This is a genomic window from Bacillus cereus group sp. BfR-BA-01331 (assembly GCF_022663915.1).
Lineage (GTDB): Bacteria > Bacillota > Bacilli > Bacillales > Bacillaceae_G > Bacillus_A > Bacillus_A mycoides.
Window position 1 is genome coordinate 244,612 of the sequence record NZ_JAKUGJ010000007.1, and the last position, 22,541, is coordinate 267,152.

A 22,541-nucleotide genomic window follows, 5' to 3' on the forward strand; every position below is an offset into this window, starting at 1 on the left:
GTGATTTAGGGAATGTATGGGCATTCAATATGACATACTTTTTAATTGTTTTTATTTTAAAAATAAATATAATTATCTGTATATTTATACAAATATACTAATTTCTGATATATCTCCTTTTTGATAACCTTTAAAAATACAAAAAAGCATCTGAATTAGATGCTTTTAAAACAAATTAAATAATCCGCTTACGAATAGAACTTGAAATAAAATCAATTATAATTACCATTAAAATGATACCTAATAAAATAATTCCCACACGAGACCAATTACGTGAACTAAGTGCAAAAATTAATGGCGTACCAATACCACCTGCTCCAATAACACCTAAAATCGCAGCGGATCGTACATTAATTTCAAACCTGTATAACGTATACGATAGAAAATCCGGTAACACTTGTGGTAATACGGCATACCAAAGTATTTGAAACCGATTTGCACCCGTTGCTATTAACGCTTCCGTCGGTCCCTTATCTATATTTTCAATTCCTTCCGAATATAGTTTCCCTAACATTCCGATAGAGTGTAACCCTAAAGCTAGAACTCCGGCAAAAGAGCCTGGACCAACAGCTTTTATAAATAAAAGAGCCATAACTAATTCAGGAAATGTACGAACAAAACTAAGTACAAATTTCCCAGTTCCTGAAGTTAATTTTCCACTACTCATATTCGTTGCCGCCCAAAAAGCAAATGGAACAGATAAAAAAGCAGAAATAAATGTACCTAATATCGCAATTGCCAACGTATCAATTAAACCGTGTAATAAATCTTCACCATCTGGCAAAGATACATACGACCAATCTGGGTTCAATACGCCTGTCATAATTGCTTTTGTAATTTCTCCCGCCGTATTCTTTATTCCCTCTAGTGGGACTCCTGAAAAGGCCCATACATATATAACTGTAAGTGCTATAAAAATAATCCAGCGATATATACTCGGTTTCTTCGGTTTTGGTACGATTATTGTCGTTTTACTCATTATAATTTCCCCCGCAACACTGTACTTATATAATCAATTAGCAATACAACAACAAGGGTATAAATAATAATAGAAGCAGTTTGTTGATATTGTAAAAATCCAAGTGTGCGATCATAATATAATCCAATCCCACCTGCTCCTACTAAACCTAGAACAGCTGCTGCACGTACATTCACCTCAAATGTATAAAGTACATAGGAGACGAAGTGCGCTTTCACTTGCGGAATGACCCCATAAACTATCCATTGCACCTTATTCGCTCCTACAGCTGTCATCGCTTCTAATGGACCTGGATCAATTGATTCAATTGACTCATACAATAATTTCGCTACGAGTCCAACGGAGAAACAAGTAAGAGCCAAAATACCTGGAAGTGGTCCTATTCCAAAAATCGCTACAAAAATAGCCGCTAATAATAAATCTGGTATTGTTCGTATAAAATTTAAAATCAATCGAGCTGGACTGTACAAAAATACACTAGTAAATACATTACTTGCCGCAAATAGTGCAAGTGGAATGGCTAAAATCGCCCCTAAAGTCGTTCCAATAATCGCCATACGTATTGTATCTAACATTGCTGTTGTAATAATTTGAAAATAACTCCAATCTGGTGGCACCATTTCCTTCAATAAATCCATCATATTTGGAAAACCAACTACTAGTTTTGAAAATGATGCGTCGACCTGTACACTACTACCCCACAACAGTAAAATAACTAAAATAACAGTTAACATATGTTTCAGTTTACTCGACGGCTTCGGTATCGATTTCGAATATATCGTCACTTCATTCATTTAGCTGCCACCTCTAATAATGCGCTTTTCTGAGCTACGTCCCCATAAATTTCAGCGAATTTTTCATCCGTCGCCTCTTCTACTAACCCATCAAAAACAATTTCACCAGCATGTAATCCAATAATACGAGTAGCATATTGCCTCGCTAAATCAATAGAATGTAAGTTTACAATTGTCGTAATTCCAAAATCTTCATTAATTTTCTTCAAATCATCCATTACTTGCTTTGTTGTCAGAGGATCTAACGAAGCAACAGGCTCATCTGCCAATATGATTTTCGCTTCTTGTGCCAATGCTCTAGCAATTGATACACGTTGCTGTTGTCCCCCTGATAATTCATCAGCTCGTGCATATGCTTTTTCTGAGATATTCACTCTATTCAGCGCCTGGAATGCAAGCTCCACATCCTCTTTCGGAAACAGACCTAACGTTGTACGCAATGTAGAATGATATCCAACCCGCCCAGCTAATACATTCTTCAGTACCGTTGATCGCTTCACAAGGTTAAAGCTTTGAAAAATCATACCAATATCTCGGCGCATGCGTCGTAATCCTTTTCCTTTTGCAGCAGTAATAGACTCCCCTTCAATAATGATTTCTCCTTCTGTGATCTCATGAAGGCGATTTACCGATCTGAGAAGTGTAGATTTTCCAGCCCCGGATAGCCCGACCATTACAACAAACTCACCTTTTTGAATTTCCAAGTTTATATTATTCAATCCTTTTGTACCATTCGGATACACTTTAGAAACATTTCGAAACTCTATCACACATCTTACCTACCTTCTATGTATTATCAATAACTGAAAAACGGCAAACTAACTGAAATCACACACTTTCCAGTTAGTCGCCATTTCCATATGTATTATTGCGTTTTCACTTTCTTTCCATATTCACGAACGATATCAAATTTACTATCATCAGATTTAACGTATCCTTCATGTGAGTATACTTCTTTAATGATTTTGTGCCCTTCCTCATTCTTTCCTATTTCAATGAAAGCATCCTGTAATTTCTTGCTCCACTCTGCATCTAAATCAGAACGTACAGAAATCGTATCGTTTGGAATTTTCTCCGTAAATTTTACTATTTTCGTTTGATCGAATATATTCGGATAATCTTTTTTTACAATATTGCGAGCATCTTGGAATACAACAGCTGCATCTACATCACCATTTAAAAGAGCAATAAGTGACTGATCATGACCTTTTAATGTAACAGGTTTCACATCCTTTAGCGGATCGATTCCCTCTTTTAACAATACAGCCGCAGGCCATACATAACCCGCTGATGATGTTACATCTTGATAGCCAATTTTTTTACCTTTTAAATCTTTTACACTATTAATATTAGAATCTTTCTTAACAACAAACTCTGATTTATAAACATCTACTAAATCCTTTGTGGGAGCTCCAGTTTCATCATCTACCCCAAAACGTTGCGCCTGTAAAATTACGTTTGCAGCCTTTTTCTCATGCGCTAACACATACGCTGTTGGAGGTAAAAAGCCTACATCTACTTGCTTAGATGCCATCGCTTCTACAATTGTATTGTAATTCGTTGAAATACTAACTTTTACCGGAATGTTTAATTTATCACTTAATAGCTTTTCCAATGGTTTTGCCTTCGCCTCTAACGTATCTGCATTTTGAGAAGGAACAAATTGAACATTTAGCGTCTTCGGTACATAACCTTTTTTCGTATCTTCATTTTTACTTGCACTTGATTCCTTCGTTCCACATCCACTTAATAATCCCGCTGCTAGTACAACTGTTGTGCTCATTGCAAAAACTTTTTTCAACATGTTAATGCCTCCATTTTTCGTTGTTATAAAATAACCTTCCATAAACATGAAGAAATATATCACATATTTTTACAAATAATTGCTTATTTACAGAATCTTTACACATTCTATACATTCACATTAAAATTCTTTTCATATATTTGATATGATTAATTGAAAGATAACTATAGAAAAGGTGAATGGTGTTGAATCAAAATCAAATTGTAACTTTAAATATTTTATTAACAAGCGATGTACATGGTACTGTGTATCCAATTCACTACCAAGATAACTCCAAAGCAGAAATTGGTTTAGCTAAAATTTCTACTCTCATAAAAAAAGAACGTTCTCAAAATGCAAACGTTCTTCTGATTGATAACGGGGACTTCATTCAAGGAACACCATTTACTTATCATTACGCTACATACGAAAAAGATATGGAAAACCCAATGTCCTTATTAGCCAACTACTTAGAGTATGACATTGCAATTATCGGAAATCATGAATTTAATTATGGAATGGATATATTAAATAATGCTGTGGCTACTGCAAATTCCCCTTATCTATCAGCAAACATTTTAGATAAAAACAGAAAAGAACCTTATTTTGGGAAACCATATATAATAAAACATATTGAATCAAATATAAAAATTGCTATTTTAGGGGTGACAACGCATTACATCCCCCATTGGGAACAAGCACATCATATTAAAGATTTACAATTTGAAGATGCATTTGAAACAACAAAAAAATGGGTTTCTTACATCCGTAAACATGAAAAACCAGATTTACTAGTCGTAGCCTATCACGGGGGATTTGAACGTGATTTACAAACCGGAGTACCGACTGAAGTTTTAACAGGTGAAAACCAAGGATATGCAATGTGCCATGAAATTGAAGGCATAGATATTTTACTAACAGGCCACCAACACCGAGAAATCGCTCACACCGTGATTAATGGTGTAACAATTTTACAGACTGGATGCAATGGACACTCAGTTGGAAAAGTAACAGTAACATTCGAAAAAGCAGAACAAAAATGGGTGAAAAAAGAGAGTTATTCAGAGTTATTGTCCGTACAAGGAATTGCGGCAGACCAAGATGTTCTTTCCTTGGTTGCCAATTATGAAGAGAAAACACAAAATTGGCTTGATAAACCTATTGGAATAATTTATGGGGATATGCAAATTTCCGATGCTATGCAAACACGTTTGCAAGACCATCCTTTTATTGAATTCATAAATAAAATACAGATGGATATAGCTAATGTTTCAATTTCTTGTACAAGTTTGTTTCATAATACATCTCCTGGTTTCCCGAAACATGTAACAATGCGTGACATCGTTTCTAATTATATTTATCCAAATACATTAAAAGTAATTAGAATAACCGGAGCGGATATAAAAGATGCTCTCGAACTCTCTGCTTCTTATTTCACATTAAAAGCAGATGGAACCATCATCGTAAACCCTGCCTATATAGAGCCAAAACCACAACACTTTAATTACGATATGTGGGAAGGGATTTCGTATGTATTAAACATTTCAAAACCAATTGGAGAGAGAGTAGAGTCTTTGCAGTATAAAGGCGCTCCTCTTAATATGAATGAAGAATATGACGTTGTTATGAATAATTATCGTGCAAGCGGTGGCGGGAACTTCTTTATGTTTCAAAATAAACCAGTAGTAAAAGACATACCAACAGATATGTCTGAACTTATCGCTAACTATATATTGAAGCATAAAAGGATAGAAGCAACGAAAAATGAAAACTGGAAAGTTATTAAATAACAATTTTAACAAATAAAAAAAGATGGGCTATGCCCATCTTTTAATTTAATTTTGCATTATCCTGCTTCTTTAAAGCTTTTAATTTCGCCGGTGTAACGTCCGTGCCTTCTTCGTTAACGACTTTAATTCCTTTTAATTCGTTTAACATATTTTGACGAAATCCTTTTAAATATTGTTCACGAAGCGATTTGCGCTCACGTTGTTCTTCTTCAGTTAAGCCTTCAGCTTTTGCTTTTTTCGCTAAGAAGTTAATGCGTTCAATGAGTTCTTGACTTGGCATCTCGAATCCCCCTTCTACTCAAAACTGATTATTATCATACAATAGTTATTCCTCTTTATCAAGCAATTGCTTTGTATATTCTACATACCTTCGATGTACAGTTGCTTTTGAAACATCATGACCAAAACCACGAAGTGTTGCTGCAATTTCTTCAAAAGTTAATTCATTCCGGCGCAAACGTACAATTTCCTCAATTGGCACTTCTTTTTTCTCACGTCCTACGCTTAAATGACGATTTTTCAAATTATTTTCTGGACGAAATCCTTTCTCCACTGCTCTTTGCATGCCACGTTTAATTTTTAAATTGTGGATCTTTCTTTGATACTCTTCAACGATCCCAATTATATTTAGCACCATCGAATCAGAATCTGAAAGCTGTAATTCACCACTATGCGTGTGCGTATAAACTTTTATCCCCTCTTTATGTAAACAATGCATTAATGCAATCTTTGCATTTCCTCTACCAAGACGCGTTTCATCTTGTATAAGTAGTACATCAACTTGTTCATCTCGAATTGTATCTAGCACTTCTAATATGCCATCACGTTCAATTGTATAACCGCTAGCCTGCTCCTCAATTACCTTTGTAACATCCATTTGATAGCGCTCAGCTAAATGCAATAATTCATCTTTTTGACGCAATAATGATGTTTCCTGTTCTTCTTTTGTTGTGCTCACACGTGCATAAATAATTGCATTCATTTTGAACCCTTCTTTCTCACTATATTTTCCTTATAGTGTATCATAAATTTGCCTTTCGTTCGAACTTATGTTTGTAGAATGTTTTTTCGCATGTTATACTTAATAATAAGAAAAATGAAAGAAAACGAGGTGTTAGAAAACATGGAAAAGTTAACGAAACGCCAGCAAGACATTCTCGACTTTATTAAGCTAAAAGTACAAGAAAAAGGATATCCACCTTCCGTACGTGAAATCGGTCAAGCAGTCGGCCTTGCTTCTAGTTCTACAGTGCACGGACATTTATCACGACTAGAAGAAAAGGGATATATTCGACGCGATCCAACAAAACCACGCGCAATTGAAATTTTAGGTGACAACCGAACGGAAACACAATCTGTTATTCAAGTTCCAATCATCGGAAAAGTTACTGCCGGTTTACCGATTACAGCAGTCGAAAGTGTAGAAGATCACTTCCCACTTCCAGCTAGTATCGTTGCTGGAGCAGATCAAGTGTTTATGTTACGCATTTCTGGAGATAGCATGATTGAAGCCGGTATCTTTGATGGTGATTTAGTTGTTGTTCGCCAACAACAGTCTGCATACAACGGTGAAATTGTAGTTGCTTTAACAGAAGATAACGAAGCAACTGTTAAACGTTTCTATAAAGAAAAAGATCATTTCCGTCTACAACCGGAAAACTCTTCACTAGAACCTATTATTTTAAAACAAGTGTCAGTTATTGGAAAAGTAATTGGCGTATATCGTGATTTACATTAAAAATAATAAAAAGAAGATAATTCCCTTATTTATATAGGTAATTATCTTCTTTTTATATTTTGATAGATTTCCGTTCATTCAAAAGAATGCGTTTCATTAATTATTAACGCGTTTCAATAGTAACATCTCCAGCAGCGGTTTTACCGCTAATCTTTTTACTACCATTACCAATCGTTATATTTTTATTGTCTTCATTAAAAATTGTCACGTCTCCAGCAGCAGTTTGCCCAGTTATAACTGCATCTTGTGGTTTTTCCAATAAAGTAATATCTACATCTCCAGCAGTTGAACTTACCTCTAAATCATATTTAGAATCATGATCAATAATATCTATATCCCCACTAGCCGTTTTTGCTGTTACTTTCCCTATTACTTTTTTAAAATTCACCTCACCAGCTTTTGTAGACCCCTCCACACTCTTTGCTGTTACATGTTTCAAATCCACTTCTCCGGCGAGTGTTTCAACACTTACGCGGTCACTTTTCACATTACTTATTTCTATTTGTCCAGCGGATGAATTTACTTTTATCTCTTGATAAGAACGTTCAGGTACTAATATAGTCAATGTAGGCGTTTGAAATCCGAAATTGTAAAATGAAAAATCAAATGAAACACCTTTTTCTATTTCCCCTATGATTTTTAATGTATCACCATCTTCAGCAATACGAATCTCCTGTTTACTTACGTCTCCTTTTTGCTTTACATAAAAAGAGGAATCAGGAGATTTTTGGACAACAATATCTCCAGCATCTAACTTAACTTCTACATTTTTTAGCGTTTCGTTTTTAATTACGTCCTCTTTATCTCCTTTTTCTGCAGTTTGCACTGCTTTTTCATATGTTTGTGAAATCCCTATTACTCCAATAATGATACAAGCGATAGCTACTAATAATATCTTTTTCATCATCTACTCCCCTTTTATCATTTTGAAGTTCCAGACTACATAGCGTACACATAATCTTTTAAACCACTTCGTACTATAATAAGCTACAATACATAACAACAAACCTACTCCGACAAACGTTATACTAACGAAAAGATCCAACCATATAAAAGTGCCCATAAATACTTTTACAATAACGAAAAATGGTGTCACTACACTAGCAATCCCACCGACCCAAAAAGAAAATATAAAACCGATAATTGCAACTAACGGGCCTAACACAATAATAAAATTAAACAAACTAAGTCCAACCGCTGCCATGACAGCTCTTGTCACATTTGAAGTCGACGGATCCTTTTTCATTTCATCAAATCGATACATCGCAAGTAAGTCTTTCGCAATTACTTTCGGAGAGCCAAGTCCCTTTATTATTTCTGATTCAGTTTTCCCCTCTTCCATCCCAAACTGAAAGTGCTCTTCATAATCAAATAAAATATCTTGTCGCTCTTCTTCTGGTAACTTTCTAAGATGACTTGATAATTCTTTAAGAAACCCTTCTTTACTCATCCCATTCCACCCCTTCAATAATTTCTTGAACACCTTTAGCAAAATCGCGCCACTCTGTTACTAACAAATTCAGTTGCGTTTCCCCTTGCTCCGTTAGTTGATAATATTTACGAGGCGGTCCTTCCGTAGATTCCTTTAAATACGTTTGAAAATACCCTTCTTTCGTTAAACGACGTAATAAAGGATACACTGATCCTTCCGATATTAAAAATTTATTTGAGATTTGCTGAACAAGTTCATATCCATAACAATCCTTACGTTTTACAAGTGCCAATACACACAGTTCTAACACGCCTTTTTTAAACTGAACGTTCAAGGACAATCCCCCTTTCTTATTCCAGTACTGTTCAATACACGGTACCTACTTTATCCATAATATACCACTTAGTACTATTTATTGCAAGGTACTAAATTATATTTATTCCCTAAATTTACAAAATACAAATATAAAAGCCCGAATAAGATCTGTTATAACTGACCATTATCCGGGCTATCATTCAACTCTAATTACAATAATACAAAATTCCATTCAATCTTTCTCCTCTATGAACCTACTTCCATTTGTGACCCTAATAAATTTCGAAATACACCTTTTCTCTCTTTAGCCAATTGATTAAATTCACCTTTTTGAACAATTTCACCTTTTCCTAAAACAATAACTTGATCTGCATTCCGAATCGTAGATAACCGATGCGCAATAACAACAATAGTCATCGTTCCTTTCAACTTTTCTATTGCTGATTGGATCTTCACTTCATTTTCAGTATCTAGTGCACTCGTAGCTTCATCTAATACTAAAATGGATGGTTGTCTTAAAATAGCTCGAGCTAGTACAAGTCGTTGACGTTCACCACCTGAAAGTCTCACTCCACGATCTCCAATTAGAGTATCAAGCCCTTTTGGAAGTATTCGTACAAATTCAGCTGCCGCCGCAAAATCTAATGCAGTCCAAATTTGTTCTTCACTCGCATTCGGCTCAATCATCAATAAATTTTCTCTTATGCTTGCATTAAATAAGAAAGGATCTTGTGGTACATAACTAATAGCCCGTCTCAATGACAATAAATTTTCACTTGTAAGAGGAGTTCCATCTATTAATACTTGACCTTTCTCTGGTTGAATCAATCCCATTAAAACATCAATTAATGTACTCTTCCCAGCTCCCGAATGTCCCACAATAGCCGTCATACTATTGATTGGTATTTTCACATTAATATTTTGAAGTGCATACAAATGCTCCTTCTTATTATACCTAAAATAAATATCCTTACATTCAATACCCTGTTCTATACAAATCGGCTTTATATGTTTTTGGTGATGTATATCCTGCATTTCAATCGCTTCAATACATTCCCCTTGTAATTCCCATAATGACTTAAAAGCAGGAATGCTTGCAGCAAGCTGTTCTAAATTTGACTGAATTGTCATAAATCGTGGCCATATCCTCGAAAAGATGAGTATGATTAATAGTAATTGGGTTGGTTGAGCTTTAAATATACTTACTGATAATAATATAAAAAATGCAATTAAAATAGCCATTGAAACTTTATAAAACAATTGAGAGTTCGATCTTATTCTCATATACTCCATTTGTTCGTTACTCATCTTTCCTGTTATAGATTGTAACCAATCTAAACGTGATGCTTCCAAAGTATTACTCTTTATATCTTTAATTCCATTAAAATGATCTGTTATACCAGAAAGATAGCCTTGTGCCAATTTTGAGGTCTTACCGCCTAGTATTCGTGCTTTTTTTATAAAAACACGAGAAGCTACCAAGAATAATAAGCCAAAGACCAAAACAAATATAGTTATTTGGGGTGATAATAAAAACGCAATTCCCACCTGTATAAATGTAAACAGAATAGCAGCTAACAATTGTAAAATTAAATTAACCCCATAACTTACGCGAGCTAATTCTGTAGTTAATATATTTATTAGATTTGTTTTCCTTTTCTCTAAAAAAAAACTCCACTTCGCTTTTAAAATCATACTATATGTTTCTATTCTTAATTCTCGTACAAAAGCTTGTTGCGTTCTCGCATCCCTTAGCGTTATGTTTCTTTGTAGTAGATTTTGACCTAACACTATTAGTATATATATACCTAAAATAGAAATTAGACTTGTTGTTTTAGGGAAATCCTGTAAAAACCTATAGACAGGTGCAATAAAAGCAGTCTCCTCACCTACATTGATTATTCCAGTCATACTTATCATAGGAATTAATAAAATAATACCTATCCCTTCAAGTAAACTTATTAAAACCATACCAAACAAATTCACATACAAAATTTTCCCTGCAGAAGAATATAATTTCTTCATAAAATATATAATATGATTCATCGATGTTCCCCCTATAACAAAGCAAGCTCCTTTGTTTTCCTCCAAAGACATAGAAACGGACGTAAAGGAAAATATAAAAAATGAAGAGATTTAGGTAACGGTAATGTTTTTGCATCAATTGGATAAGGATAAAGTTGGCTCAAAATAAATATAATTTTTTGCTGATTAGACATCAGTGAAAATAAATGTCTACTATGATAAGCAAGTACTTCTTCAGGAACAGGTTCAGAATGCAAGTTTATCATTTCCTTGAAATAAAACAGTGCTTCTTGTGCTAACTGCTTCGAATGTTTTTTAGCTACTAATTCCATCATTCTTTCATTTAGTCGTGTACCTAGCAATTGTGATACCAAAATTAATGCTTGTCCTCCTAAATGAAGTATTTGGTATTTTCTCATTAATTTATGAATCTCATTCCAGTTAAGATCTTGATCGACAATTTTTTTTATGTCTACTAACCAACGTAACCTGGACCAACCATGTCTGGCACCATGAGATACAAGAAATAAAAATAAGTCTTCCTTCCCTAACATATATACCGAATTACTCGTAAGTGTACTTTTTCTCTTTCGCTTCCAAAGCTCTTCAAACCCAGGTTCCTTACCCGGTCCGGGATTTAACCTCCAATGAATTTCAAGTTTGATCCGCCTTGTTGGATGGAAAAATGTTATATGGTGATGCCTCCATTTCCAATCACTTAATATCGTTTGAATATACTCATCTTTCACATATCCTTGCTCTAAAAGTAGTTTTTCTACTTTTTCTAAATTTTGAATAGGAATGAGAACGTCCAAATCGCAGGATGTTCGCAAAGAAATATCTCCATATAAGTCCTGAGATAGTACAGGCCCTTTTAGAAACATCGTACGAATCTCTTTTTCATTAAAAAGTTTATTTATTCGTTCCATTTCAGCACTTAAATAAAGCATTTGAAATGTATTATTTTTATATTTTCTATTTAAAGTTTGTACAACATGTGAAGGAATTCGTTCCTCATCTACCTGTTTAAGTTTTTGATAAATCACCGGATAAACACGATGATGCATAGCTTGCTCAAGAAAAACCTCCCAATCAATATCTGCAAACCATTCACTCCTGTAAGTTTGCAGTGTTTCGTCATCTTGTAACTTCAAAATTGCAAAAAGAAATTTCAATTCCTTAGACATGAACTCTACATCAAGATCAAAATCATTCCTCATTTTATTCTCCTTTAATAGTGTCCTCACTTAACCTCTTTGCAAATGATCCAACGACAGTAAATTTCTCCATTCCTTCTAATCCAGTAACATAAAAAGAACCGCTCCGTAACCATGCATGCGCAATTAATTCCCCATTATTATCCTTAGCGGTTCCTAAATAAATAGTACTCTCAATATGACGTTTTTCGAGCATTTTCATCCCAGCTATAGCTTTAACAAGGCATTGACTTTCCCAAAAAGTATAACGACTCATAATAGAAATAGCTTCAGACACCTTCTTTAGTGTATCCCCGTGTGGCGGAACTTGAGCAACTGGTGTTTCGTTCATGTAATCCCCTAAAGAAGGTGCAACTTTGGAAAAGGTAATACTTTTTAATACACGCGCCCACCCTAAAAAAATAAAAGCCTCTAAAAATAAAAGCTTTGTTTGTGTGTTCAATGATAAAAATACCCTTAACCTTTTCACAATATTCATTAATCCCTCCCTAACAATTCTCTTAAAGTTATGAATCTACTTATTAGGATGGTCTTTTATTTGAATTAAACCTTCTTGAAACAAACACTCTAAAAAGGAAAGAACTTGCTCTTCACAACCTTTTCGTTCAATATCATATTTAGATACTAACATAGTAACAAGCTGATTAATTATTATCGGCTTTTCAATAAGCTCCCATATTTCTCCGCCTATTTCTCCTAAGTTATAGTAATTTCCTTTTTGGACATTTAACATAACTTTTTCTCCATCCATATCGCTTACTATATTACCTTCACTCTGTACAACATTATGTTCTAATGATATTTTTCTCGAATGAACAACCATCAGCCATACTCCCTTTCTGTATAGTATTTAAAATAACTTGCACAAGCTCATGAGCTGTAAATCTCGAAGCCGGGCGTCTTAATTGAAACATTTCCATTCCACTTGCAATATTAGATGAAGTTTCAAAATGCCATTCCATCAATCCTAATTTAGAAATCAAAGAATTCCTAAAAGTATGTTGGTATAATTTGCACAAGCGTGCGAGACCTTCAATACGGGTCATCTCAATATCTTCTCCCTGCGTTTTTACTAATTCAATAACACCAGCAAGAGGTAATGGATCGGGAAAAAATTGAGAATTAACAGGAACAGCATACTTCGTTTCCCTTTCGAACAAAGGGCTAAATTGCTCTTTTTCCATTCCAAACTCATCTAAACTTTCTTTCCATAATTTCTGTTGTGGGTAAGACGGATCAACTATCGGGGTATTCTTACATAAAAGAGACACAGCAACTATATCATCACTTAAAATTTGATATCCTTTACTCAAAAAAGCCGAGGCTAAAGTTGATTTTCCAGCCCCTGAATCACCAATTAAAGCATATGCTTTCCCATCTATAGCAATTACACTTCCATGCACCGGAAGTACTTTGCGTTGCATTAAAAGTGCCCCCATACAAGTCCCCAGAATATATAGTCGGATTTTATTTTCTTCCGCCCCTGGCATAGGTGAAAACGTAATTTTCTCGCCCGATTGGACAGAAAATATTGCAGTCTGAGGAACATGAAACATCACTACATCATCTTCCACTACAATTGTTTTTTGCTGTTCTTCGCTATATTTACCCCATTGTTCAGATAAATCCGTTATTTCAATTTGAACATCCGCCATTTCTTTCTTTTCATTCAGCTGAGACAATTCGGGTAATGGGATTTCACTTACTATTTTTAACCCGAAGGCTTTGTATAACACATTTCCCATCGAATTGAACATCCTATTCACCCCACATTGTCAATTTTTTGAAAGCTCTTATATAACAAAGTTATATAAGAGCTTTATTTTCCAGTGACTTAACTATACTTCACCGGATCATCTGGATCAGGTTGAGCAGCATCAGGATATTTATGTCCAGGCCCCGCCATAGTCATATTAATATTAAGTACTTCTAATACAGGTTGTTTCCATTCCTTTTTCATACGTATCACCTCCTTTCATATTGATTTTTTTATAAATCTATAGAAGATTAGGCTGCGCATTAAAACTCTAAAATCTAGATCAAATGCATACTCTGGTCGAGGTTCTTTACAGATTTTCGAGATAGCTTTCTTAATTACCTCTACATTTAGAAATTCAGAGATTATTGGATCTACACTAAGTTCTTCAACTTCCTCAATGAATTCATTCCAAAAAGGAGCCATACGGTACACACCATCTGCACCTTGAACACCCCGAACGCGTTGATTTAATCGTACTTTATCAGGAAGTAAATTTTTTGTGGCTCTCCGGATAAGAGATCGATCTAAACCATTTTGAACATACTGTTCTTCCGGGACTGACAAACAAAATTGAATAATCCGTAAGTCATTTGTAGGATCACGATCCCATAAAGCATAACGTAACGATAATTTCGTTTCATACGTTCCATTTATGCTCCAATAATATGTTTTTTCAAACTGTTCTCTTTTCATGTCATATGCATTTGAGATAGAGGTACCTGTTATATCAATATCCTGTTCTTTGAGAACATCAAAAACATTCATTTTTTTTGCAAATTCCGGATTGATTATCCTAGGAAAAACATCTTGTTCCTCTGAAGAAAGTAACTGATGCAAAAATGGAAATGCCTTTCTTCTTACCACTTCAAAAACACGTGATTTTTTCACTCCTAGATTTCTACTATATAAATATAGTTCACGATAAAAACGCATCCAATGTAGCTTTTTTAACAACATTGCCTGGTAATCTAAAATAGGCCCCCACGATACTGTCCAATTACCTCTTTGACCACTAAGGAGTACCCCTATTCCATGCTGAGATGCTTTTTCATAAACTCCGCTCAACCAAAAAGTATTCTCAAAAAATTTATATGGCATCTCCATTGTTTCCAGCCAATCATCAATTTCCGATAGTGGGCTTCTCTCCGGCAGTTCTAAATAATAATCCTGTATATTCCCTACATGCTTTACAGTTGATTGAATAAATGGTCTTTCGTCGGCTATCCTACCTTTGTGTGTCCAATCTACAAATCCTTCTACTGGGACATAACTAAACGTATGTAATTTTTTATTTTCAGCACGTAAATCTTTTGCAGCAAAGCTAACGACAGAACCAGAGTCTAGCCCTCCGCTCAAATGAGCTCCTACTTTGTGATGTGTTCTTAAACGTGCCTTCACTGCACTTTGATACACATCTCGAAATGCCTCTTCATACTCTTCATTTGATTTTAAATTAAGCATTTTCCCAGTAGTTGGTGTATAGTATCGCGAAAAATTAACTTTGCCATTCTTTACCGAAATAGTGTGTGATGGAGGCACCTGTTCTATATATTTATAAACTGTTTGCTGTGAATCTACTGATTCGAAATTTACAGGTATAGCTAAAAATTCAGCAATCCACTGCTCATTCAATTTTTTCTCAACATATGGTAGAGTAAATAATGGATTTATAATAGTGCAAAAAGCAAACTTTTCCTCACCACGATAAAAATAAAGGGTTCGGCTTCCCGAAAAATCTCTGGCTCCAAAAAGGGTTTGTTTTTTCTCATCCCAAATCATAAAGGCAAAATCGCCTACCAAATATTTTGGAGTCGCTTCCCCCCATTTCTGATAAGAGAGTAAAATCAACTCACTATCTGTCATGTTTTTTCTATCTGCATAATCCACTTGTAATTTTTCAAATAACTCATTACGATTATCAATAATAGCATCTGCTGTAATTGCCAGTTGCTTTTCGTAATTATAAAAGGGTAATTGTTCACCAACAGATTCTGGTGTGATCCACTGTGCGTGACATCCTAGAAAAACATTTTCTTTATGCCATATTTGAATATCATCAGCAGGGTACTTTTGTAAATAACTCATTAACTGCGTGCCATGCTGAATCGATATAGTTTCTTCATTAAAATGAATAATACCTGTTATAGCACTCATTTTCCCCACCCCTTATACAACAAGTTACCGCAAAGGTTCTTTTTTATTTAATACAACTTCGCTCTTGATTTAATTCTTTTTAAAGAACAAAATTACACATTTCAACTCCCAATCAATCACACACTCTAAATCACCCATAAACCTAGTTATATATACATTTAAATTATCATTATATTAATTTTTCGTCAATATATAAATGGGAATATAAACCAAATATACAACATTAAGGTTCATTATAATGAACCTTAATGTACTTGTTTCTCTGTGAATTATTCCATGTTATATAATGTTTATAATCGCCTGAATAACTCTCCACTGATCCTCATCCATCATATTGGATCCAGAAGGAAGACAAATCCCCTTTTCAAATAACCTTGCTGATACATCATTATCTTTCTGATGAGAATAATACTTACTTTCTTTAAAAAGTGGCTGCATATGTAGTGGCTTCCACGTAGGACGTGCTTCAATATTCTCATCTGCTAAAGTTGTCAATAATGTTTCAATAGAGATACCAGATTCCTTTTCATCAATCATCATAGTTGTAAGCCAACGATTCGAGCGAGTATTTTCTAATTCCGGCATAAAATAAAATCCAGGTATGTGAGATAATTCTTCATAATACCGATTAAATATACGCCTTCTCGCCCTCACTCTATCTTCTAACACTTCTAATTGCCCTCTCCCAACACCTGCTAAAATATTACTCATTCGATAATTATATCCTATCTCACTATGTTCATAATGTGGTGCTGGATCCTTTGCTTGCGTCGCTAAAAATTTTGCTTTCACTAATGCTTCCGCATCATCAGATACAAGCATTCCACCACCCGAAGTCGTAATGATTTTATTTCCGTTAAATGAATAAACCCCAAACCTCCCGAATGTACCGCTTGCTTTCCCTTTATATGTAGAACCTAGAGATTCTGCTGCATCCTCGATTATAGGAATATCATATTGATTACAAAGCGAAAGAATTTCATCTAACTTAGCACTTTGACCATATAAATGAACAAGAATAACAGCCTTCGGTAATTCCCCTGCTTTATTAGCATCATATAAGGCATGCGCTAGCGCTTGTGGTGACATATTCCATGTTTCCGGTTCTGAGTCAACAAATACCGGTTCAGCCCCTAAATAAACAATCGGATTCGCACTCGCTACAAAGGTGAAACTTGAACAAAACACTGTATCTCCCTCTTGAACATCTAATAACCGTAAAGCTAAATGAATGGCTGCCGTACCTGAACTAACTGCAGTCCCACCTTTAACTCCTACAAAAGATGCAAGTTCTCTTTCAAATTCATCTACATTTGGGCCAAGAGGGGCAATCCAGTTTGAGTCAAATGCATCTTGAATATATTTTTGTTCATTTCCGCCCATGTGCGGTGAAGAGAGATAGATTCGTTTTTTATGCTGAATGGTTTGCATGTGAACACATCCTTTATACATATTTTTAAAATTATGTATCTAAAAACATATGCTTTAATACAGGTATATCAGGAAGTCTTCTTAAATCATTTATTGTATAATGCGCTTTATAATCTTGCTCAACTATAAGATTACGGTAAATCCCATCTTCTCTATTAATATGAATTGTTATCCAATTTAGTTTCTTGGCAGTTATAAAATCCTTACTTAAATTATCTCCTATATAAACACACTGCTGATGAGGAACCTGTAGTTCCTTACTTATTTTTTCATAAGGAATTTGGCTCGGTTTCCAATATTCTTTTCCAAGCTTATCAGTGAGAATTATCGAATGAAATCTCCCTTTTAACTTTAATGCATTAATCTTCTTTTCTTGGGTAACTAAATATCCGTCTGAAATAAGTCCTATTTTAACGGTATTAACTAAATTATTTAGTACCCACTCCGCTTCATCCAACAATTGAATATCTGGTTTATGAAACCTATACTGTTCTATCAAATTACTAATCAAATTTTCATCGTAAGGAATGTTTAACTTTTCAAGCGTTTTATTAAACACAAACCCTCTTTCCCCAAAATCAAATAATTGAATTGCAGCATTATAAAATCCAGTTTTCTTGTAGTTCTCTTCAATCCACTCATCCACTGCTTTAAAACCACTTACGATATAATCCTTTTCTTTATATAAAGTATCATCCATATCAAAGACAATTGCTTTAATCACCATGTTAAGTACTCTCCGTAAAAACCGCTTCATCATATCTAAGCATCGTTAAGTTTTCTCTCCAATTGAAATCTCGCTCCGTAAACATTTCCCCTTGACACATTTCAATTGTCCATAGTGGAAAATTTGCTCCCGCTTCGATCGATAACGGAATCCCTCCACCAAAACGAGGATTTATTTCAATAAACGTAATTTGCCCATCTTCCTTTTTAAAACATTGTAAAGTAATACATCCAACAGGATTAGGAAGAGCTTTTATTACACTTTCGGCAGCTTTGATAATTTCATTATCCTTCTTGGTCATCCCTTTACTTACCTCACCTGCTCGTGTCTCTATACGTAACCTAGGAACAATCGTTTTTATATTCCCATAAAAATCTACCATTATATCTATAGTATATTCTTCCCCTGAAACATACTCTTGTATCATCGCGTTAGGTATATACTCCTTAAAGAATTCCAATTCCTTTTCATTCATTATTTTTGTTACACCTTTACTAGAACTTCCATCATAAGGCTTAATCAATAATGGAAATTGATATTCTTTTCTTTCAATTTCTTCATCACTATATACTCTGGGCGTTGGTATATTATTAGAAACAAAGAAGTTATACGTGTATTTTTTGTTATTAGCTATTTTATTTAATTCCAAACTAGAAACTAGTATTTTTACACCGATACTTTCAAAAACCTTCGCATTATTAGCCAAAAGGATTAATTCTGTATCAATTAACGGAATTATTAGTTTTATATCTTCAAATCTACATATCTTTAATAACTCATCTATATACCCTTCTTCATTTACACGTGGAACAACAAAATGCTTATCGCTAAAGTAAATAGTAGGAGCAGTTTCTTTTAAGTCTGCAGTAAAGATTTTCCCTTTGATTCCTTCTTGTTTAAGTGCTTCCTTAAATTTTTCAATTAAAGCTACTCTCCTACCTGAGCTAGTAAACAAAATATTCATGTTATTCCCCCCCATGGTTTATACTCCCCTTAAAAACCGGCATAGTTGCATGATTACTATTCTGTATCCCATCTGATTTTAAGACTTTCACAAAAGTTAAAAATAAAATTTTCAAATCTAAATACCAACTCTTATTCTCAACATACCAAATATCTAGTTTAAATTTCTCATCCCATGAAATACTATTTCTACCATTGATTTGAGCCCATCCAGTAATACCCGGTCTTACATTATGTCTTTTTGCCTGTTCCTGTGAATATAAAGGTATATATGCCATTAATAATGGTCGAGGCCCCACTAAACTTAAGTGACCTTTTACAACATTTATGAGTTGTGGTAATTCGTCTAAACTATACTTCCTTAAAAAATTCCCGAAAGAAGTTAATCTAATTTCATCTGACAGTAAATTTCCATCTTTATCTTTTTCATTAGTCATTGTACGAAATTTATAAAGATTAAATGGCTTTCCATATAAACCTGGACGCTCTTGTTTAAAGAATATTGGAGACCCCAATTTAAACTTAACAAAAATGGCTATTAAAGCTATAACAAAAGAAAAACACAATAATAAAAATAGAGAAATAAACATATCAAAACACCGTTTCATTTATTATCACTCTCCTAACCCTTTATTTGTTTTCAATCTTTTCCTCGAAAGTTTCACCTATTAATCAATTCATATTATCTACATAAAAAACATAAAAAAGGTTAGAATAAAATTATTCTAACCTTCTATCAAACCAAAACGTTTAAATACTGCTAACATATCAACATATTGCCACTCTAGCTTTCCATCTGTGCCTATACCACTATTATGCGAAGGAGCATTCGCACCACTAATACCTGCTGTTATAGCTTTATACACTTTTCCGCTGGCATTTACTAAACTATTTACTGAATACTCTTTACCCGCCGTCCACTTGTTTCCATTCGCTGTACCAGCACTTATACAAACCCACCCAATATATCCACCAATAATTGGAGTAGCATTAAATACTACTTCTCCACGAATGTACTTTCCATAATTAGGTTCTACTGCTGCTGTAGATGAAAGCGGTATATTTCCTATTATATTCTTTTCTAATTGTGAATTAACATTATTCGTAAAGATTATATTTGAATTAACTGAATTATTACCTTGAGATATTATAGTTGTTCTTGGTGTCGGCAACACTGAATCTTTTTTTCTGTAAGCTCCTTCGATCACTATTGTTCCCATCGTATTAATTCCAATTTCATTATTCGTAACAATATTGTTGTTTGAAACATTCAAATAATTTTCCGTGAACACCCTTAGCGTATATTGTGAACCAAGCGAAGTAACTTTGCCATTTACCTCTATATTATTATTCATAACCTCTAATCTTGGTATATAAATAAACGATACGCCTGGTCCTCTTGCTTCATGAACTGCTAAACTATAAGGTTTTTCCCAAACAATCCGATTATTTCTAAAACTATGCGTTGGATACCCCGTATCTTTCGCTAAATTCTCATTACCATATATATCTCCACCATCAAATCTAAAAGATTGGTTTATAAAGATATTATTCTCAACTCTCATAAATTCGGCCGCCATCATACGACTATAATTAGGTGTTTCTCCTTTATGAATAAACTCACACTTTTCAAGAATTAATCTTTTAGCACCAACATAATGACCACCGCTTGATTCAGTAGTTAAAAATTTCACATTAGAGAATATAGCATTTTCTGTTTGAGCATAACCAGTTGTTGCAATTCCTTTCGCTCTCCTAATATCAAATAAGGAATTATATATTTCTATATTTTTACTTCTAAAATCTAACACTCCATTTACATCCGGATCGTCAAAAGTAAATTTACAGTTGTTAATTTTTATAGTTTCTCCACTTAAAGAAATTGTACTTTTTGAAAAAACACAACCATCCAAAGTCGTATTTCCTCCTGCTATATTACACATTTGTCCAAATATAGAATCATTTGTGAACGAGCAAAAAGTTCCATCAGCTTCTAATCCACTTGTTATAGACCTTCCTGATATTGGTCCATAATAAACATTATTTAAAGATGCGTAATCATCCCCACTCCCCCCGAAACTAACAATTCCTTTAAATTTATTATTCTCTAAAAAAACACCCCGTGTACTTATACATATAAATGCACCTGCTCGATTATCATAAACGTGAGTATTTCTAACCGTAATTTTTTGATTTGTCATATATCCATCTTCGACATCTATACCGTAGCCTGGATTACACCCAACAGAACGGCTCATTGGATTGCTATTATTAAAAATTTCACAACTGTCAAACGTCACAAACCTTCCTCCATTAACTGAAGCCCCGAGCCTGCGATTTTCATAAAGCTTACTATTACTTATATTAATATATTGTGGTATTTTGGCACACAATACATAATGTAAATTCCCATTCATCAATGCATAATTTTGTAAAAATGAAAATCTTACTTTTTTTGTATTAGCAGGAAGTGAATTCAAATACACAAATTCATACGTTCTTGTATTTCTATACCCTAAATATGATCCATCTTCCGCATAAAAATGTACCTTAATAATAGTTTTGTTTAAATTACTCCCTGTTCCATACCCACCGTATCCATCTCCAGAATAATAAAAATATCCAACAGATTTTACTAGGCTTCCTGTAACATCAAAAAATTTGGTTACTGTTGTATAATCAGACTTTGTACTGTCTAATTCACCTTTACTATTTAAATCTCCTTGTGCAAAATGCGCAGGGTGTTGCATACCACCTAGTGCTGAAAAATCCATAGATGTTATAACTCCATCCCCTGTACATTCACTTATCTCACAATCCTTAATTATTATGTTATAACATGAATTTCTACATTCAATCCCATGCCCCCATTCATGTGTACCACCACTTGAATAGTCATGAGTTTCTCTATCACCTTTTATTATTGCTCCCTCTATGTTCACATTTTTTATTCCATCACATAATAATATGTTGTATTTCGGAAGATTATTAGATTCCTTGATAAATATACACTTATAAAGTCTATATGTTGTATTATCAAAAAAGTTTATTGCATTATTTTTATCTATTAAATATTTCCCCTCAGGTAACTGAACAGTTTGAAAGCCATTATCCCTTGCCCATACAAAAGCATTATTTATGCCCTGTGTAGTTTGCAAAGGAGAAGTTGCATCATTTTTTATTCCCCAGCGATTGAGTTCAACCATATATATAACCATTTAATTCATCTACCCCCATTAATATCCGCTTATATTGTATATAATCTTCTAATAACTATCATATTCATTTAGTGGATCTATTGTATGGATAGATGTGCTACTTCCTTGACTAAACCTCTCTAACGCTGGACAAATGGGGATATTACAAACTATGTCTTGTATTTATTCGCAAAGTATCCTATTACCTCTTCATCTACACTTCGATCAAATTTCCTT

Annotated in this window: 23 protein-coding genes; 2 read left to right on the forward strand and 21 right to left on the reverse strand. The window is 34.1% G+C overall.

Annotated elements, in window-relative coordinates; all coding sequences use genetic code 11:
• Window positions 1-175: 175 nt before the first annotated feature.
• The 4 genes from phnE (MR155_RS15710) to MR155_RS15725 all read right to left on the reverse strand — a co-directional run bounded on the left by phnE (MR155_RS15710) (window position 176) and on the right by MR155_RS15725 (window position 3,577).
• Window positions 176-979: a phosphonate ABC transporter, permease protein PhnE gene (phnE, locus tag MR155_RS15710; RefSeq protein WP_002066554.1), complete on the reverse strand. Its 804-nt coding sequence runs from the start codon at window positions 977-979 to the stop codon at window positions 176-178.
• The gene (gene phnE, locus MR155_RS15715; protein WP_242310487.1) at window positions 979-1,773 is read right to left on the reverse strand and encodes a phosphonate ABC transporter, permease protein PhnE; all 795 of its coding nucleotides are present in this window, start codon (window positions 1,771-1,773) and stop codon (window positions 979-981) included. Before phnE (MR155_RS15715) ends, phnE (MR155_RS15710) begins: the two co-directional genes overlap by 1 nt.
• Entirely contained in the window at window positions 1,770-2,543 is a 774-nt protein-coding gene (gene phnC, locus MR155_RS15720; RefSeq protein WP_002137774.1) for a phosphonate ABC transporter ATP-binding protein, read from the reverse strand. Before phnC ends, phnE (MR155_RS15715) begins: the two co-directional genes overlap by 4 nt.
• Before the next feature lie 95 nt (window positions 2,544-2,638).
• On the reverse strand, window positions 2,639-3,577 hold the full coding sequence (locus tag MR155_RS15725; RefSeq protein ID WP_002137777.1) for a phosphate/phosphite/phosphonate ABC transporter substrate-binding protein: 939 nt from the start codon (window positions 3,575-3,577) through the stop codon (window positions 2,639-2,641).
• Window positions 3,578-3,762: 185 nt separating this feature from the next.
• Between MR155_RS15725 and MR155_RS15730 the strand changes: the two genes are divergently transcribed.
• Window positions 3,763-5,346, forward strand: coding sequence for a bifunctional metallophosphatase/5'-nucleotidase (locus MR155_RS15730; protein WP_113936923.1), 1,584 nt, complete (start codon window positions 3,763-3,765; stop codon window positions 5,344-5,346).
• 40 nt (window positions 5,347-5,386) lie between these two features.
• Here MR155_RS15730 and MR155_RS15735 read toward each other — a convergent pair whose 3' ends face one another.
• Entirely contained in the window at window positions 5,387-5,626 is a 240-nt protein-coding gene (locus MR155_RS15735) for a DUF896 domain-containing protein (protein ID WP_113936922.1), read from the reverse strand.
• Window positions 5,627-5,671: 45 nt separating this feature from the next.
• Window positions 5,672-6,328 carry a YneB family resolvase-like protein gene (locus MR155_RS15740; protein WP_002014433.1) on the reverse strand — a complete coding sequence of 219 codons (657 nt, stop codon included), beginning with the start codon at window positions 6,326-6,328 and terminating at the stop codon, window positions 5,672-5,674.
• A gap of 141 nt (window positions 6,329-6,469) precedes the next feature.
• Here MR155_RS15740 and lexA point away from each other — a divergent pair, with 141 nt between their 5' ends.
• Window positions 6,470-7,084, forward strand: a complete 615-nt coding sequence (gene lexA, locus MR155_RS15745) for a transcriptional repressor LexA (RefSeq protein ID WP_002087894.1) — start codon at window positions 6,470-6,472, stop codon at window positions 7,082-7,084.
• 103 nt (window positions 7,085-7,187) lie between these two features.
• On the opposite strand, the gene MR155_RS15750 is transcribed toward lexA, so the two are convergent.
• The 15 genes from MR155_RS15750 to MR155_RS15820 form a co-directional block, all read right to left on the reverse strand.
• Window positions 7,188-7,991, reverse strand: coding sequence for a DUF4097 family beta strand repeat-containing protein (locus tag MR155_RS15750; RefSeq protein WP_002014437.1), 804 nt, complete (start codon window positions 7,989-7,991; stop codon window positions 7,188-7,190).
• Window positions 7,992-8,534 carry a DUF1700 domain-containing protein gene (locus MR155_RS15755; RefSeq protein ID WP_113936921.1) on the reverse strand — a complete coding sequence of 181 codons (543 nt, stop codon included), beginning with the start codon at window positions 8,532-8,534 and terminating at the stop codon, window positions 7,992-7,994.
• On the reverse strand, window positions 8,527-8,850 hold the full coding sequence (locus tag MR155_RS15760; protein ID WP_001102620.1) for a PadR family transcriptional regulator: 324 nt from the start codon (window positions 8,848-8,850) through the stop codon (window positions 8,527-8,529). The genes MR155_RS15755 and MR155_RS15760 overlap by 8 nt, the downstream gene beginning before the upstream one ends.
• Window positions 8,851-9,077: 227 nt before the next feature.
• Complete coding sequence (locus MR155_RS15765) at window positions 9,078-10,877, reverse strand: ABC transporter ATP-binding protein (protein ID WP_242310489.1); 1,800 nt, start codon at window positions 10,875-10,877, stop codon at window positions 9,078-9,080.
• An 11-nt stretch (window positions 10,878-10,888) separates the two neighbouring features.
• Window positions 10,889-12,076 (reverse strand): nucleotidyltransferase domain-containing protein, encoded by a 1,188-nt coding sequence (locus MR155_RS15770; RefSeq protein WP_242310491.1) that lies wholly within the window; start codon window positions 12,074-12,076, stop codon window positions 10,889-10,891.
• Between the two features lies 1 nt (window position 12,077).
• Window positions 12,078-12,551, reverse strand: coding sequence for a lasso peptide biosynthesis B2 protein (locus tag MR155_RS15775; protein ID WP_219303333.1), 474 nt, complete (start codon window positions 12,549-12,551; stop codon window positions 12,078-12,080).
• A gap of 36 nt (window positions 12,552-12,587) precedes the next feature.
• Complete coding sequence (locus MR155_RS15780) at window positions 12,588-12,896, reverse strand: lasso peptide biosynthesis PqqD family chaperone (RefSeq protein WP_219303334.1); 309 nt, start codon at window positions 12,894-12,896, stop codon at window positions 12,588-12,590.
• Window positions 12,859-13,830: a phosphoenolpyruvate carboxykinase (ATP) gene (locus MR155_RS15785; RefSeq protein WP_242310493.1), complete on the reverse strand. Its 972-nt coding sequence runs from the start codon at window positions 13,828-13,830 to the stop codon at window positions 12,859-12,861. Before MR155_RS15785 ends, MR155_RS15780 begins: the two co-directional genes overlap by 38 nt.
• A gap of 77 nt (window positions 13,831-13,907) precedes the next feature.
• On the reverse strand, window positions 13,908-14,033 hold the full coding sequence (locus MR155_RS15790) for a paeninodin family lasso peptide (protein ID WP_002146236.1): 126 nt from the start codon (window positions 14,031-14,033) through the stop codon (window positions 13,908-13,910).
• Between the two features lie 15 nt (window positions 14,034-14,048).
• A complete protein-coding gene (locus MR155_RS15795) occupies window positions 14,049-15,986 on the reverse strand; it encodes a lasso peptide isopeptide bond-forming cyclase (protein ID WP_219303336.1) in 1,938 nt (645 codons plus the stop codon).
• Between the two features lie 279 nt (window positions 15,987-16,265).
• Window positions 16,266-17,417 (reverse strand): aminotransferase class I/II-fold pyridoxal phosphate-dependent enzyme, encoded by a 1,152-nt coding sequence (locus MR155_RS15800; protein ID WP_219303337.1) that lies wholly within the window; start codon window positions 17,415-17,417, stop codon window positions 16,266-16,268.
• 31 nt (window positions 17,418-17,448) lie between these two features.
• The gene (locus MR155_RS15805; RefSeq protein WP_219303338.1) at window positions 17,449-18,144 is read right to left on the reverse strand and encodes an HAD family hydrolase; all 696 of its coding nucleotides are present in this window, start codon (window positions 18,142-18,144) and stop codon (window positions 17,449-17,451) included.
• A 1-nt stretch (window position 18,145) separates the two neighbouring features.
• On the reverse strand, window positions 18,146-19,123 hold the full coding sequence (locus MR155_RS15810; RefSeq protein ID WP_242310494.1) for an ATP-grasp domain-containing protein: 978 nt from the start codon (window positions 19,121-19,123) through the stop codon (window positions 18,146-18,148).
• Window positions 19,110-19,715 carry a sugar transferase gene (locus MR155_RS15815; protein WP_219303340.1) on the reverse strand — a complete coding sequence of 202 codons (606 nt, stop codon included), beginning with the start codon at window positions 19,713-19,715 and terminating at the stop codon, window positions 19,110-19,112. Before MR155_RS15815 ends, MR155_RS15810 begins: the two co-directional genes overlap by 14 nt.
• A 117-nt stretch (window positions 19,716-19,832) precedes the next feature.
• The gene (locus MR155_RS15820) at window positions 19,833-22,325 is read right to left on the reverse strand and encodes a right-handed parallel beta-helix repeat-containing protein (RefSeq protein ID WP_219303341.1); all 2,493 of its coding nucleotides are present in this window, start codon (window positions 22,323-22,325) and stop codon (window positions 19,833-19,835) included.
• Window positions 22,326-22,541: the final 216 nt, after the last annotated feature.

What these genes read in the sequence shown, in the direction of transcription:
- phnE (WP_002066554.1), bottom strand. Translation starts at nt 979, where the DNA reads ATGAGTAAAACGACAATAATCGTACCAAAACCGAAGAAACCGAGTATA.
- phnE (WP_242310487.1), bottom strand. Translation starts at nt 1,773, where the DNA reads ATGAATGAAGTGACGATATATTCGAAATCGATACCGAAGCCGTCGAGT.
- MR155_RS15725 (WP_002137777.1), bottom strand. Translation starts at nt 3,577, where the DNA reads ATGTTGAAAAAAGTTTTTGCAATGAGCACAACAGTTGTACTAGCAGCG.
- MR155_RS15735 (WP_113936922.1), bottom strand. Translation starts at nt 5,626, where the DNA reads ATGCCAAGTCAAGAACTCATTGAACGCATTAACTTCTTAGCGAAAAAA.
- MR155_RS15740 (WP_002014433.1), bottom strand. Translation starts at nt 6,328, where the DNA reads ATGAATGCAATTATTTATGCACGTGTGAGCACAACAAAAGAAGAACAG.
- lexA (WP_002087894.1), top strand. Translation starts at nt 6,470, where the DNA reads ATGGAAAAGTTAACGAAACGCCAGCAAGACATTCTCGACTTTATTAAG.
- MR155_RS15750 (WP_002014437.1), bottom strand. Translation starts at nt 7,991, where the DNA reads ATGATGAAAAAGATATTATTAGTAGCTATCGCTTGTATCATTATTGGA.
- MR155_RS15755 (WP_113936921.1), bottom strand. Translation starts at nt 8,534, where the DNA reads ATGAGTAAAGAAGGGTTTCTTAAAGAATTATCAAGTCATCTTAGAAAG.
- MR155_RS15765 (WP_242310489.1), bottom strand. Translation starts at nt 10,877, where the DNA reads ATGAATCATATTATATATTTTATGAAGAAATTATATTCTTCTGCAGGG.
- MR155_RS15770 (WP_242310491.1), bottom strand. Translation starts at nt 12,076, where the DNA reads ATGAGGAATGATTTTGATCTTGATGTAGAGTTCATGTCTAAGGAATTG.
- MR155_RS15775 (WP_219303333.1), bottom strand. Translation starts at nt 12,551, where the DNA reads ATGAATATTGTGAAAAGGTTAAGGGTATTTTTATCATTGAACACACAA.
- MR155_RS15780 (WP_219303334.1), bottom strand. Translation starts at nt 12,896, where the DNA reads ATGGTTGTTCATTCGAGAAAAATATCATTAGAACATAATGTTGTACAG.
- MR155_RS15785 (WP_242310493.1), bottom strand. Translation starts at nt 13,830, where the DNA reads ATGTTCAATTCGATGGGAAATGTGTTATACAAAGCCTTCGGGTTAAAA.
- MR155_RS15790 (WP_002146236.1), bottom strand. Translation starts at nt 14,033, where the DNA reads ATGAAAAAGGAATGGAAACAACCTGTATTAGAAGTACTTAATATTAAT.
- MR155_RS15795 (WP_219303336.1), bottom strand. Translation starts at nt 15,986, where the DNA reads ATGAGTGCTATAACAGGTATTATTCATTTTAATGAAGAAACTATATCG.
- MR155_RS15800 (WP_219303337.1), bottom strand. Translation starts at nt 17,417, where the DNA reads ATGCAAACCATTCAGCATAAAAAACGAATCTATCTCTCTTCACCGCAC.
- MR155_RS15805 (WP_219303338.1), bottom strand. Translation starts at nt 18,144, where the DNA reads ATGGTGATTAAAGCAATTGTCTTTGATATGGATGATACTTTATATAAA.
- MR155_RS15810 (WP_242310494.1), bottom strand. Translation starts at nt 19,123, where the DNA reads ATGGGGGGGAATAACATGAATATTTTGTTTACTAGCTCAGGTAGGAGA.
- MR155_RS15815 (WP_219303340.1), bottom strand. Translation starts at nt 19,715, where the DNA reads ATGAAACGGTGTTTTGATATGTTTATTTCTCTATTTTTATTATTGTGT.
- MR155_RS15820 (WP_219303341.1), bottom strand. Translation starts at nt 22,325, where the DNA reads ATGGTTATATATATGGTTGAACTCAATCGCTGGGGAATAAAAAATGAT.